The 13,315-nt window shown below is 64.7% G+C and carries 14 protein-coding genes and 2 pseudogenes; 5 read left to right on the plus strand and 11 right to left on the minus strand.

Annotated features, from left to right (window positions below):
- Positions 1-268: 268 nt before the first annotated feature.
- Positions 269-1,651, plus strand: a complete 1,383-nt coding sequence (locus BLR24_RS05040) for an MFS transporter (RefSeq protein WP_093013607.1) — start codon at positions 269-271, stop codon at positions 1,649-1,651.
- A 57-nt stretch (positions 1,652-1,708) separates the two neighbouring features.
- On the opposite strand, the gene BLR24_RS05045 is transcribed toward BLR24_RS05040, so the two are convergent.
- The 10 genes and pseudogenes from BLR24_RS05045 to BLR24_RS05090 all read right to left on the minus strand — a co-directional run.
- Complete coding sequence (locus tag BLR24_RS05045; protein WP_093013610.1) at positions 1,709-2,395, minus strand: response regulator; 687 nt, start codon at positions 2,393-2,395, stop codon at positions 1,709-1,711.
- Positions 2,392-3,774 (minus strand): sensor histidine kinase efflux regulator BaeS, encoded by a 1,383-nt coding sequence (baeS, locus tag BLR24_RS05050; protein ID WP_093013613.1) that lies wholly within the window; start codon positions 3,772-3,774, stop codon positions 2,392-2,394. Before baeS ends, BLR24_RS05045 begins: the two co-directional genes overlap by 4 nt.
- Before the next feature lie 149 nt (positions 3,775-3,923).
- Positions 3,924-4,892, minus strand: a complete 969-nt coding sequence (locus tag BLR24_RS05055) for an alpha/beta fold hydrolase (protein WP_093013615.1) — start codon at positions 4,890-4,892, stop codon at positions 3,924-3,926.
- A 30-nt stretch (positions 4,893-4,922) separates the two neighbouring features.
- The gene (locus BLR24_RS05060; RefSeq protein WP_093013618.1) at positions 4,923-5,627 is read right to left on the minus strand and encodes an SDR family oxidoreductase; all 705 of its coding nucleotides are present in this window, start codon (positions 5,625-5,627) and stop codon (positions 4,923-4,925) included.
- A gap of 47 nt (positions 5,628-5,674) precedes the next feature.
- Positions 5,675-6,676 carry an NADP-dependent oxidoreductase gene (locus tag BLR24_RS05065; protein ID WP_093013621.1) on the minus strand — a complete coding sequence of 334 codons (1,002 nt, stop codon included), beginning with the start codon at positions 6,674-6,676 and terminating at the stop codon, positions 5,675-5,677.
- A gap of 135 nt (positions 6,677-6,811) precedes the next feature.
- Positions 6,812-7,411, minus strand: a complete 600-nt coding sequence (locus BLR24_RS05070) for a TetR/AcrR family transcriptional regulator (RefSeq protein WP_093013624.1) — start codon at positions 7,409-7,411, stop codon at positions 6,812-6,814.
- 48 nt (positions 7,412-7,459) lie between these two features.
- Positions 7,460-7,939 carry a VOC family protein gene (locus BLR24_RS05075; protein ID WP_093013627.1) on the minus strand — a complete coding sequence of 160 codons (480 nt, stop codon included), beginning with the start codon at positions 7,937-7,939 and terminating at the stop codon, positions 7,460-7,462.
- 84 nt (positions 7,940-8,023) lie between these two features.
- Positions 8,024-8,371 (minus strand): GFA family protein, encoded by a 348-nt coding sequence (locus tag BLR24_RS05080; RefSeq protein ID WP_093013630.1) that lies wholly within the window; start codon positions 8,369-8,371, stop codon positions 8,024-8,026.
- A gap of 19 nt (positions 8,372-8,390) precedes the next feature.
- Positions 8,391-10,430, minus strand: coding sequence for an alpha/beta hydrolase domain-containing protein (locus BLR24_RS05085; RefSeq protein ID WP_139188711.1), 2,040 nt, complete (start codon positions 10,428-10,430; stop codon positions 8,391-8,393).
- 153 nt (positions 10,431-10,583) lie between these two features.
- Positions 10,584-10,829: pseudogene (locus BLR24_RS05090) on the minus strand (LysR substrate-binding domain-containing protein); the annotation flags it as partial.
- On the opposite strand from BLR24_RS05090, the pseudogene BLR24_RS05095 reads away from it, so the two are divergent.
- Together BLR24_RS05095 and BLR24_RS05100 are read left to right on the plus strand one after the other, a co-directional pair.
- Positions 10,821-11,256: pseudogene (locus tag BLR24_RS05095) on the plus strand (tripartite tricarboxylate transporter substrate-binding protein); the annotation flags it as partial. The pseudogenes BLR24_RS05090 and BLR24_RS05095 overlap by 9 nt on opposite strands.
- Before the next feature lie 77 nt (positions 11,257-11,333).
- A complete protein-coding gene (locus tag BLR24_RS05100; protein WP_175543182.1) occupies positions 11,334-11,531 on the plus strand; it encodes a DUF7661 family protein in 198 nt (65 codons plus the stop codon).
- 16 nt (positions 11,532-11,547) lie between these two features.
- On the opposite strand, the gene BLR24_RS05105 is transcribed toward BLR24_RS05100, so the two are convergent.
- Positions 11,548-11,823: a hypothetical protein gene (locus BLR24_RS05105; RefSeq protein WP_093013639.1), complete on the minus strand. Its 276-nt coding sequence runs from the start codon at positions 11,821-11,823 to the stop codon at positions 11,548-11,550.
- Between the two features lie 266 nt (positions 11,824-12,089).
- On the opposite strand from BLR24_RS05105, the gene BLR24_RS05110 reads away from it, so the two are divergent.
- Together BLR24_RS05110 and BLR24_RS05115 are read left to right on the plus strand one after the other, a co-directional pair.
- Positions 12,090-12,740, plus strand: coding sequence for an FMN-binding negative transcriptional regulator (locus BLR24_RS05110; protein ID WP_093013642.1), 651 nt, complete (start codon positions 12,090-12,092; stop codon positions 12,738-12,740).
- 47 nt (positions 12,741-12,787) lie between these two features.
- Positions 12,788-13,153 carry a copper-binding protein gene (locus tag BLR24_RS05115; protein ID WP_254787172.1) on the plus strand — a complete coding sequence of 122 codons (366 nt, stop codon included), beginning with the start codon at positions 12,788-12,790 and terminating at the stop codon, positions 13,151-13,153.
- The last annotated feature ends 162 nt before the right edge of the window (positions 13,154-13,315 follow it).

Here is a 13,315-nt window from a genome sequence, read left to right on the forward strand (position 1 = left end):
GAGAGCGGAGGGGTACGGTCCAACAAAGATCGGTGATAGCGCGCATTCGGAGATCGCATGGGGGTTGCATCGGGCGCCGGGTGGGCGCGACCCGTGGGTAGACCCGCCCCAACATTCACAGGCCGCATAAAGGGCATCCGGAAAATGCGTTGGACCCTGTGGGCCGGCAAGACCATGATCGCAAGCATCGCCGCACAACTCTGCAACTCCCGTTGCGAGACGGGGCGGTGCACAGGCACCTTTGCCATTCGAATCGGAGACAAGCGTCATGCGTCAAATCGATCTTCACAAGCTGGCTGACGATGCCCGCTTCAACCGCTTCCACGGGCTGGTGCTGCTCTGGTGCGCACTCATCATCGTGTTCGACGGCTACGACCTGGCGGTCGTCGGCATCGCTCTGCCTTCGATCATGAAGAAGATGGGCGTCGATGCGACCAATGCCGGGTTCATGGTCAGTTCCGCGCTCTTCGGCATGATGTTCGGGGCCATCTTCATGGGCACCATTGCCGACCGCATTGGCCGCCGCTGGGCGATTGCCATTTGCGTCGGCTTCTTCAGCGTCTTCACCGCTGCGGCAGGGCTGGCCGAGAGCCCTGTCGCCTTCAGTGCGATGCGCTTTCTAGCGGGCCTCGGCATCGGTGGCGTGATGCCGAACGTGGTGGCGCAGATGACCGAGTATTCGCCGAAGAAGATCCGGGCCACCCTCGTGACGCTGATGTTCAGCGGCTATGCCGTCGGGGGCATCATCGCGGCGATCCTGGGCAAGGGGCTCATCGAGAGTTACGGCTGGCAATCGGTCTTCTTCGCGGCCGGCCTGCCCGTGCTTCTGATTCCGCTCATCCTCAAGTCGATGCCCGAATCGATGCCGTTCCTGTTGGCCAAGGGCCGCACCGAAGAGCTGAAGAAGATCGTCTCGCGCCTCGATCCGAACTATCAACCATCGACGACCGACAACTTCGTGGTGCCGGCCAAGGACCGGGCCGATAGCGCGCCAATCAAGCATCTCTTCTACGACGGCCGCGGCTTCAGCACGGTGATGTTCTGGACCGCGTTCTTCATGTGCCTGTTCATGGTCTTCGCGCTGAGTTCGTGGCTCACCAAGCTCATGGCGAGCGCGGGCTACAGCCTCGGTTCGGCCCTGACTTTCGTCCTGGTGCTGAATGTCGGCGCCATGGTTGGCGCCATCGCTGGCGGATGGCTCGCCGACCGCTTCCACATCAAGTACGTGCTCGCCGGGATGTATGCGCTGGCAGCCGTTTCGCTCACCCTGCTGGGCTACAAGATGCCGACGCCTGCGCTCTTCGTCCTGATCGGGCTGGCGGGTGCCTCGACGATCGGCACTCAGATCGTGGCCAATGCCTACGCAGGGCAGTTCTATCCGATGGCCGTGCGCGCCACCGGCCTCGGATGGGCATTGGGCGTCGGCCGCAGCGGCGCGATCCTCGCACCCATCCTGATCGGCGTGCTGGTGGGCATGAGCCTTCCGCTGCACCAGAACTTCATCGCCATCGCAATTCCCGCGGTCATCGGCATGGTCGCGGTGCTGCTCATCCAGCACGACAGGTCGGCGTCGGCCTCGGCGCAGCGGGCGGAGGCAGTTGCTGCGTTGAACAAGGCGATAGCGGCGGTGCCCGGAACGCCTCGGGCTTGAGCGCTGGAAGCGATTCGCCGAGTGGGTGGAGCTTCAGGTCGATCGTGCTGCGCCCGATCAGAACTCGAAGCGAAAACCGACCCCGTAGATCGACTTGATCCAGTCGTCGCTTCCGCCACCTTCGACCAGCTTGCGGCGCAGGTTCTTGATGTGGCTGTCGACCGCGCGGTCATTGACTGCCCGCTGGTCGTCATGGATGCGGTTGAGCAGCTGCTCGCGCGAGAACACACGCCCTTGCGCACCGTGCAGCACAGACAGCAGGCGAAACTCCACCGGCGTCAGCCCCAGGTTGCGGCCGGCAAGCTGGGCCCGGTAGGCCGCTGCATCGAGCGACAGCACGGTGCCGACCGGCGCGGCATCCGGGCCTTGGCGATAGCGCCGCAGAACGGCGTTCACGCGCGCAACCACCTCGCGCGGGCTGAACGGCTTGCAGATGTAGTCGTCGGCGCCGATCTCCAGGCCCAGCAGCCGGTCGATCTCTTCCACACGCGCGGTCACCATGACCACCGGAACCTGGCTTTCACGCCGTATGTCGCGGCAGATGTCCATGCCGTCGCGCCCGGGCAGCATCAGGTCGAGCAGAACGAGGTCGGGTTGTTCCCTGCGGAATGCCTCGAGCGCGGCCGACCCATCCGCGACCCAGCGATGCGCATAGCCGGCGGTGCCTAGGTAGTCGCCCAGCACGGCGGCGAGCCTCGGCTCGTCTTCGACGATGAGCACCAAGCTTGGCGAAGTCGTTTTCATGGTGGGCTCAGCGGCAGGTCGATGAGGATGCGCAGTCCGCCCAGCGGGGAGGGCTGTGCGGTGATGGTGCCCTCATGCGCCTCGGTGATGTTGCGGCAGATCGCCAGCCCGAGGCCGCTGCCGCCGCTGGCCCGGTTGCGCGACGCTTCCACGCGGAAGAAGCGCTCGAACACCTTCTCCAGCTTGTCGCCGGGAACACCGGGCGCACTGTCGTCGATCACGATGCGTGCAACCCCGTCCAGGCGTGTGCAATGCAGGCGCACGGTGCCGCCCTGGTCGGTGTAGCGCAATGAATTCTCCAGAAGATTCGAGAACAGCTGCAGCAGGCGCGCTTCGTCGCCACGGACCGGCAGCGGGCCCTGCGGCAGCGCCGCTTCGAACTGCAGGCCCGCCGCCTCGAAACGGCGCCGCATGCCGGCATGCGCTGCATGGAGGATCGTCACGAGGTCGATCGGCGCGCGCCGGTAGGCCATGGCGCCGACGTCGGTGAGCGAGAGGTCGTGCAGGTCGTTGACCAGCTTGCCCAGCTGCCCGACCTCCTGGTTCATCGCTTCCAGCGTCGAGGCGCTCGGGGGCCGGATGCCGTCCTGGATGGCCTCGAGCTCTGCACGCAGCACCGCGAGGGGCGTGCGCAGCTCATGCGAAATGTCGGCCATGAAGGTGCGCCGCGCGCGCTCGTTGTGCTCGAGAGCCTGCGCCAGCTGGTTGAAGTCTCGCGCCAGGGTGCCCAGCTCGTCGTTGGCGCCGACTTCGATGCGCGACGAATAGTCGCCCGCCGCCAGCTGATGAGTGGCGCTGGCGAGGCTGCGTACGCGCCGAAGCAGCGCGCGCGCAAGCACGAAGGTGAGCAGGACCGCCATGCCGATCGACATCGCGATGATCATCGTCAAGACATGGATTTGGCTCTGGAGAAAGTTCGTCTCGTTGCTCTCGATCATCTTTTCGAAAGGCACCATCGCGATCCAGCCAACCGTCTGCCCGTCGACCACCACCGGTCGCCGGATGGAAGCGGTCGAAACGTCAGGGTTGCCCACGATGCGCCGCAAGCTTGGATCCAGCAGGCCCATGCGGGCGAACGCACCGTTCTGATCGGACGATGAGAGCCGAGGCGAAGGCGAAGGATCGTCCTCGTCCCGCGCCAGCGTGAGCTCGATCCACTCCCGAAAGTCCTTGCGCAAGAAATCCCAGCTGCGGTGCTGGGCATAGGCGGCGGCCAGGCGAGGCACGACTTTGTCCATGCGCTCTCCCGCCTGCGCGTTCAGGTAGCCGAAAAAGCCGCGCTCGAAGCTGAAGCGCATGGCGAAGCCCTGCGTGACCAGGACCGCGGCGCACGTGACCAGAACGGCGAGAAAAAGCTTGGCGGTGATTCCGAATTTCATCGGATCGGATGGGCGGGCGCGGGCAGGTCGTGCATCCGGGTATTAGCACCCCGCCAACCCACAAAATCAAGATGCGCACAGCAGCCTGCGGGGGCATCCATGATTGCTACACATTTGTGCGGCCCCGAGCTGCGGCCGCCGTCGGGACCCTATCGCGCGAGGAACTCGAGCGCCGTGGGCACGAACTCGGCGTGGAACTGGAACACCCCGCCGTGGCCTGCATCGGGATAGATGATCAGTGTGCTGTTGGGCAGCCGACGCGCCAGGTCGCGCGTGTTCGAGGTAGGCACCATCCGATCGTCGTCGCCGTTGGCGACGAGCACGGGTTGCTTCACCACCGAAAGGTCGGCAGGTTCCTTCCGGCCCCAGGCCCCGAGCGCCCGCAACTGCGCCATGTATGCGGTGAGCGTGATTTCCTTGTCGCGGTTTTCCGGACGTTCCTTCAATCGCTGCAGAAAAGCCTTCCCCGCCTCGATGCCGCCAGGTGTGCGGGTGAAGAACAGGAATTGCTTCGGATCCTGGCCGGTGAACAAGCCGCGCAGCAGGTCGTAATTTGCAATGCGGGCCACCGTGCTGATGCCCTCGCCGCCGGCGGGCCCCGTGCCCGCGAGAATCATCTTGCGCACGAGTTGCGGCTCCTTGAGCACGATCTCCTGGGCGATCATTCCACCCATCGAGAAGCCGAAGAGGTCGACCTGTTCGAACCCTTTGGCTTTGATGAAGGTGATGGCGTCGTCCGCCATCTGCTCCATCGAACTGGACGGCGATCCGCTGGTTGCCCCGACGCCGCGGTTGTCGAAGGCAATCACGTGGTGCTTGGCCGCAATGCCGTCCATGACGCGCGGGTCCCAGTTGTCCAGCACGGCGGCCAGGTGGACCAGAAACACCACGGGCGTTCCGCCGTTCTGCGTTCCCATTTCGCGGTACGCGAAATCGATGCCACCCGCGGAGATGAATTGCGTGGGAACGTTGGCCCAGGTGACGTGCGCCACCTGGGCCGTCACCGGCGCACGGAGCTTCGCGCCGTCGGACGGTGCATCGGCTGCCCCCGCCGACTGCGAAATGGTGGATGCCGCAAGCGCGAGAGCCAGCGCGGCGGCTTTGGACGAGTGACGCATTAATTGATCTCCAGGGGGTGCGTGAACGGTTCAGGCCGCCTGCGGCAGATAGCTGGGCCTGGGCGCCGTCATCCCGCGCTTGACCTGCTGGGTGAGCTCATCGGCCAGCACTTCGTCGAGGCCAGCTTCGAGTCCGTCGAGCGCGCGCGCGACGATCTCCTCGGCGCTCGACTTGGGCACATCGAACCCGCGCGTGAGGTCGGTGTCGACATAGGCCATGTGCAGCCCCAGCACCTGGGTCTTCTGCGTCGACAGTTCGGTGCGCAGCGCATTGGTGAGCGACCACGCGGCGGACTTGCTCGCCGAATAGGCGGCCAGTTCGCCGCCATTCACCCATGACGCAACCGACAGGACGTTGAGCAGTGCACCGCCGCCGTTGGCCTTGAGAATCGGCGCGAAAGCCTTGCTCACGCGCAGCACGGCGAAGAAGTTGGTCTCGAAGATGCGCCGTGCGATTTCTTCGCTGTCGGCCGCGAGAAAGCCGCCGGGCTGGGCAATGCCTGCGTTGTTGATCACCAGCGTCACGTCGGTTGCCAGCGCCGCGGCGGCTGCCACGTCTTCCGGCTTGTTCACGTCGAGCCGCAGGGCCTGGACACCCGCTTGCGTGACGGTCGCGGGGTCGCGTGCACCCACGTAGACCTTGCGGGCACCGCGAGCGAGCAGATCGCGTGCGAATGCCAGGCCGATGCCGCGATTGGCGCCCGTGACAAGGGCGACGGAATTTTCGATCTTCATGAGAATCTCCAGATAAAAAGAAAAAGGGGGACCAATACCACTTACCGCTATCGCACCTTGACGACGACCTTGCCCCTGGAACGTCCCTGGGCGAGGTATTCCAGTGCTTCCTTGGCTTGCTCGAACGGAAACACCTTGTCGATCACCGGCCGGATGCGCTCGGCCTTGAGGAGTTCGCCAATCTCGGCGAGTTGATTGCCATCGGGGCGGGCAAAGAGAAACGAGTAGGTGACGCCCTGCGTCTTCGCCAGGCGCTTGATCTTTCGGCTCATCATTGCGAAGACGAACGTCAGGACGAAGTTCAGCCGTCGGGCGCGAGCGAATGCCGCATCCAGCGGCCCGACCAGGGAAACCATGGCGCCTCGCGACTTGAGGATGCCGACGGATTTCTCCATCGCATCACCCCTGACCGTGCCAAGCACCGCGTCGTAGCCGCGCAGCACGTTCTCGAATTCCTGCTTCTTGTAGTCGACGATCTCGTCTGCGCCGAGGCTGCGCACCAGTTCGACGTTGCCCGTGCTGGTGGTCGTCCCCACCTTGGCACCCAGGTGCTTGGCCAGCTGGATCGCAAAGGTGCCAATGCCGCCGGAGCCCGCAGGGATGAACACCTTCTGGCCGGCTTGAAGCTTCAGGCGTTCCTTCAGCGCTTGCCACGAGGTGAGCCCGACCATCGGGATCGATGCGGCTTGCACGAAGTCCAGGTTGGCCGGCTTCAGCGCGGCAGCGCCTTCGGGTACCACCGCGAACTCGGCGATCGAGCCCGTGCCCAAGTCGAAGATGCTGGCGAAGACGGCATCGCCTGGCTTGAAGCGGGTCACGCGGCTGCCGACCTCGGTCACCACACCGGCCAGGTCGCTGCCCAGCGTGGCCGGAAACTCGAACTTCACGACGGCTTTGAACAGCCCGGTCGGGATCATGTTGTCGATCGGGTTCACGCCCGCTGCGTGGACCTGCACCAGCATTTCGTCGGGCTTGAGCGTGGGACGGGGAACGTCGGTGAAGCCGATCTCGGGCGACTTGCCGTAGCGTTTGAAGGTGAGCGCTTTCATATCTTTCCTTGTTTCTGGCTTACACGGGTTTGCGAGCGGATCGGCGTAGGCGGCTTGATACCGCCAGTTTTCTTGTGTCGCATGATGAGCATCATATTTAGAGGCGAAAGAAATGGCGTTACTTTGCGAGGTGGTTCAACGCGGGGGCAGGTGCTTCAGCGCCGCTTCGCACAGGCTGGCCGACAGTGCGGGTTCATCGACCGCGCGCGCCAACATCAGCGTCCCCACCATGGTGGCGACGGTCACGAGCGCTCGTTCGTGGGCAGCAGGCTGACCCCAGTCCGGCGATTGGCGGGCGACGAAATCGATCATTTCCTTGATGTGCCGCGTGGTCACGCGGCGTACTTCCGCCGCCTGACGGGGCGTCTCCGAACCCAGCGCGGCCAGGGGGCAGCCCAGCTCCACCTGCGCCAGGTGCTGGGGCGACAGATAGGTGCGCAGCATGGAGTTCAATGCCTGCGCAGGCGGCACGCTGGCAACCACGCCCGCGGTCGCGGCGGCTGTTTCGGCGCAAGCCCGGGCCGCTGCTTCGGCCAGCATGGCCTCGCGGGACGGAAAGTGGGCGTAGAAGGCGCCGTGGGTCAGGCCAGCCTCCTTCATGATGTCGGCGACACCCGTGCCGTCGTAGCCGCTGCGACGGATCGCCCGGGCGGCCGCCGACACGATGCGCTCGTGCGAAGCCTCCTTGGCGGCTGTCCTGACGTTGTGCTTTGCGGTTCGCATGATGCGTATCATACGACATTTTCGCCGCATGTACAGCGCTTTTTCATGCGAGCCTGGGTTTCAGCCGCGCCGAGCCGCCTCGATCTTTGCGATGTCGATCTTTGTCATCTCCATCATGGCTTCGAACGCGCGCTTGGCCGCCGCTGGATCGGGGTCTGCGATCGCCTCTATCAGCGCCCGCGGCGTGATCTGCCAGGACAGTCCCCACTTGTCCTTGCACCAGCCGCAGGCGCTTTCCTGGCCGCCGTTTTTGATGATCGCGTCCCACAGGCGGTCCGTCTCGGACTGGTTGTCGGTCGCAACCTGGAATGAAAAAGCCTCGTTGTGCTTGAACGCCGGGCCCCCATTCAGGCCGAGACAAGGGATGCCCATGACCGTGAACTCGACGGTCAGGATATCGCCCTCTTTGCCGGCGGGGTAGTCGCCGGGCGCGCGATGGACAGCGCCCACCGCGCTGTCCGGAAACGTATCGGCGTAGAACGTCGCGGCGTCCAGCGCGGTGCCGTCGTACCAAAGGCAAATCGTGTTCTTGCTGGTCATCCTGGTTCTCCTAGGTTGGATCTGTCAGGTGCGCATGATTGCGCAATTGCAGCGGCAGGCAACACCCATCGCGCCGCGTCGGACTTACTTCGCGCGCCCGTCGAAATGCTGCACCGGCACCGCATCCAGATCGATGCCCTCGAGGCATCGGATGTTGATGGCCGCCATCTTGTTGCCCTTGGGATCGGTGCCCTCGCCGAAGGTGTGAATGCCGCAGACCGCGCAGAAGCGATGCGAGATCACATGCTTGTTGAACATGTAGGTGCTCATGTCCTCGGGCGGCGTTTTCAGCCGGAGCCGGTCGTGCGGCACGAACCACAGCAGCGATCCTCTGCGCTGGCACATCGAGCAATTGCATGCCATCGCACCTTGAACGTCGCCCTCGACCTCGAAGGCGATCCGGCCGCAGTGGCAGCTACCTTGGTAATTCATAGGACCTCCAAGAAAAAAGCTAGGGCAGCACGGCGATCCGTCCATCCCTGGCTGCGTTGTCCATCCACCGTGCGGCGTCCTCGTCGAGCATCAGGCCCTCCGCCTGCAGACGCTGCACCGCGCTTTTCACTTTCGCGAGGTAGACCTCGCGGCTCGGGTAGCGTTTTGCAATCGGGAGCCGCGGGTCGCGCTTGGCGGCGGCCTCGGTGGCGGTCGCCGAGAAGGGCAGGTAGCTGCCGTCGAGGCCGCACAACTGGCCCGGCGCGAAGCCGGCCTTTCGCCGGTTCCAGCCGGTGTAGGTGGCCAGCGGAACGGCGACGTCGGGCAGGCGGATGCCGGCCTCGTCGTTGCCGTCGGCATCGGTCCTGGGAACGAGGACCGTGTATGCGCGCGTGGCGTCGGGCCTTGCAGGCATTGCGCTGTCGTCGTTCACCATGAGAAGGTTGGGCGCGGGCAGCGTCACGCCGAGCGGCGACAGATCGGGAAACCGCATCGACGCGGCAGTCGCCTGCACCAACGTGCCGTCGCGCACGGTCGGGTGCCGGCTGGCCGGTGGCGCCTTGCCGTCGCGTGACCACTCGATCATGCGGGTCAGCAGTGCACGGTACACCGGCTGCTGTTGCGCCGGGTTGATGGGCGTTTCGCAGATGGGGGAGGTCGCGTTGCGCGCGGTGACGTGCTGCGTCGACGACATCAGGTACACGCGCACGTCATCGGGCAGCGCGATGTCGCGCCCGGCGCCGTCGGTGACGACCAGTGCGGCGCGGCCCTGCCAGTACTCGAGGCCGCTGTCGAGCTGAAAGACCTTGGGGCACGTCCGGTCGACAGCGCAGCGCGCGAGCAGGCCGCCCTGCCGGCCGCTCAGCGGATCGGTCGTGGTCGCGTAGCTGAACGGAAACTGGTCGCCGTAGAAGAAGTGGTCCTCGTGCTGGCGCGAGTAGCGGCCGGGCTGCGCCCAGCGCACGTTGGTGTAGGTCTTGCGCGAGCCGGCGATGGTCGCGACCATGCCGTCGAACACGCGCTGGCCGCCCGGGCCGGCATTGAAGCCCTGCCACACCCAGTCGCGCAGGAAGCGTCCCGATTGCGAGATGCCGATCGCCACCGTGGCCCTGGGCTTCAGGTCGGCCAGCGGGCTTGGCTGGCCGCTCGCGTCGGGCAGGCCGGTCTTCAGGTGCGACACGACGTCGCGCAGCGACGCCATGCCCAGGCCCATCGGGCGCGGGTCGCGTGCCGTGTACCTGAATTGGTAGATCGCGCCGGCATCGAAGCCGGCGGGGCGTTCGAATTCGATCGATCTGGCATCCTTGTAGCGCCACTGCGCGGGTCCGATCACGGTGGGTGAGGCTTCCGGCCGCGCACGCACGCTCAGTTCTCCCATCGCCGGATCGAGCGAGGCGGACGGGTAGCTCAAGGGCAAGGTGCCGCGCGGGCCGGGCGCGTCGAACACGATCTCCTCGAATGCGGCGCCTATGATCGGTTGCCCGCCTTGCATGGCTGTTGGCAGCACCATGCCGACGGTCTTGCCGGTGGCGTCCGCCGGAATGTCGCCCTGCCAGCCGACCCACAGCAGGGTATGGCCCTGGCGCATCAGCCATCCCGTGCCGGCTTCTTCGGCGCGATCGGCCTGGAGGCCGCCGCCGTTGACGATCTCGAGCATCAGCTTGCGGCCGCGGTTCGCGACTTCGACCACCCATGTTCCCGATGCCCTCGCGCTGTCGCGTGGCCGCAGGATGACGACGTCGGCCTTGTAGCGAACCTTGCCGTCGGCCGATGCGGCCGCCCCCGCGTCGACGATGCCGCGGTTGGCCGGATGCGCCGGATCGAGCGCCACCTGGGCTTGCGCGACCACGCGCTCGTAAGGGCCGGCATTGCCGAAAGCGCTGCCGCCGAATGCGGGCTGGCGCTCGCGCACGAGAAGCTGTTCGACCACCGCGGGCGCAGCGCCCGAAGCGGACATCTGCGCGCAGCCGGAAAAGGCGGAAAGAGCGGCAAGCAGTGCCGCCGCCATGATCGCGATTCGCCAGCGCAGGGCTTGCTCCGGGGCTACCAGTTTGCTCATTGTTTGTCTCCGTGTTTCCGTGTTTCCGTGTTTCCGTGTCTCCGGAATTGCCGGCGTCGCAGGCGCACCGGCACGGCATCATCATCATCTGGCGACGCCACCTTCAATACTCGTCGAGGAGGCAGGCCGTGGTCAACCAGAATCAATTCGACCTCAGCTAGCTCCAGTACCGGCACCGAGCCGCCCGAAGGCTTCCGACAGGCAATCGACGAACACCCTGATGCGCGATGAGAGCTGGTGCCGCTGCGCATAGACCGCGTAGATGTCGGCGCTGGGCGTTCGGTACTGCGGCAGCACCTGCACCAGGCGGCAGCTCGCCAGATAGCGCTCGATGTCCCATTCGGCGCGCATCACGATGCCGTGTCCATCGAGTGCCCAGCGCACAGCGATCTCTCCGTCGCCAAATCCTCGCCCAAGGAGCTGACCTACGGCTCCAACGGCAACGGCACGGCGCAGCATCTCATCGGCCGACACCAACACGCCCGTGCTTCAGCACATCAAGGGCGGCAAGCTGCGCGCGCTGGCGGTCACCACGGCCAAGCGCTCCGCTGTGCTGCCCGATGTGCCGCTCGAAGAGGCCGGGCTCAAGGGCTTCGACATCGGAACGTGGGTTGGCGTGCTGGCGCCGGCGGGCACGCCGAAGGACATCGTCGCGAAGCTGAATGCCGAGATGGTCAAGATCATCAAGTCGCCCGACTTCGGCGAGAGGATGCGTGCGATTGGCGCCGATCCGATCGGCGACAGCCCGGCCGACATGGCGAGCCGCATCCGCGAAGAAACCGTGAAATTCGCCAAGCTCGTGAAAGAGGGCAAGGTCACGATCGAACAGGTTCCAGGAGACACTGTCACAGTTCGCCAGGAGAAAAAGGCATGCGGCATTTGTTCAACGTGTTCGGCCAGGTCATGGCCATCGAGAGAGTCGAAGGCCGGTGGAACGGCTACCTGATGGGGCCGGATGGAAAGCGCCGGAAGGTGCAGCTCGGCATTCCGTCCGACGTCACTGGCGGCGAGCTTGCGCAATACCTCTACGACATCTATCACGAGCGTGCCACGCCCACGAACGGCGACGTCTTCGAGATCGGAGCTTCTCCGCCACCCTGAAACCGGGAACCGAGACTCACATCAGCCGCTGACCCCGCGCGAATCGCATCGAGGTTTTCGCCTGCTTGGGCGTGTCGCTCATCTTTGCGATTTCGGCAGCCCCGTCCTCCGTGATGCGCTTTACCGTCGCCATGCGCGATGCGGCGTACGGGCCGGTCGGATGGAGAGGTGCGATGTCGGCTTCTATCAGGCCTGTGGCCACAAGCACCGAGACGTGGCGGACCTCTTCCGGCTGGACGACCCGTACTGGCAGCGGGGTGTGCTGCAGTCTCATCAAGAACAAGAGCGGCATTCATTCCTCCCATTGCCGGCATTTGACTGGGCTAAAAAAGCCGGCTTTTTTTGGTTTCCTGAATGTAGTCTTAAGTACCTCTTGTTTGCACCTAGCCACTCGTCATAGAGCGACGGTACTGTCAAGAGCATCGGCCCTTATTGATGAGTTGATTCGCGATCTCGTTGGGGAGACGGGAGTTCCGGGGGACAAAATACCCAGTGCCGTCGAGCGGTGCACTCCCTCTCGCAACAGCGCCCTCGACTCGACTGAATCTTGGAGTTTTCGTGTACATATCAAAGCATCACGTGCTGCCCGACCTCGCCGAAGCCCAGGCGCTGATGGAAGCCCATCCCCTTGGCGCCTGGGTTGCGCCCAGTAGTGAAGGGCTGGTCGCGAACCATGTTCCCTTTCTGCTGGACAGGTCGCGCGGCAAGCTCGGCACGCTTCTTGGCCACGTCTCGCGCGCCAATCCCGTATGGAGGCAGCTTCCCGATTCGGATCAGTCGGTGGTGATGTTCCAGGGCCCTCAGTCGTACATCGCACCTGGCTGGTATCCGGGCAAGCGGTCGCATGGGAAGGTCGTTCCCACTTGGAACTACGCGGTCGCGCATGCACACGGTGTTGCCCGGGCCATTACTGATGAAGCGTGGCTGCGCGACCTGCTGGTCCGCCTCACGGCTGTCCATGAGTCCTCACGCCAATCGCCTTGGAAGGTGACGGACGCGCCGGCAGACTTCATCGACAAGCTCACGCGTGCCGTAGTGGGCATAGAAATTCCGATCGAACGCCTGGTTGGCAAGCTCAAGGCGAGTCAGGACGAAGACCTGCAAGACAGGCAAGGGACCGTCGCCGGACTTGCGGCCGAGGGGACCGAGAACGCAGCGGCAATGGCCCGGCTTGTCGAGCGCGCCATGGCCGGACGTGAAGACGTTTGACCAAGCGCGACACCGCGCCCGCATCTTGCAGAATCCCGGGACAGAAAATGCTCAATCCCTTCATCCTCATGTTCGCGTCGAGCCTTGCCACGGCGATGGGGGCGCCTGCTCACTCGACTGAAACGAAGCCTGTCGAAACCGCCACCGAGGCGGCGAGGCCGGTGACCACGTACGCGCGCCTCACTTCCTTCAAGGAAGAGTCCGACGGCAAGCTTTACGTCCGGCTGAAGTTGATCCCGAGGGCCAAGATTCCATTCACGGTTCAGGCATTCAGGGTGAGGGACCGCACGCTGCTGGCGGGCATCGCCGAAGGTTCGTGGGTGAGGTTCACCGCGAAACACATCGATGGCGAAAACACGTTGACGTCCATCCACGTCGCCCCCGAGTGCAAGCGCTTTCGGGAGTGCGACTGACGCGTCGATCCGCAAGGATTGCGGCAAGCATGCCGTGCGCTTCCGGCTGACGCGGGCGTCGGCGCAAACCTACGCTAAAAACCAAAGTCTTCACATTCAATGGCGCCGACGTCGAAAGGGGACTGAGGCGTGCCGTGCGTCTCACCGTCGGCGGACCAGGAG

The organism is Variovorax sp. OV700 (assembly GCF_900099805.1).
Classification (GTDB): domain Bacteria; phylum Pseudomonadota; class Gammaproteobacteria; order Burkholderiales; family Burkholderiaceae_C; genus Variovorax.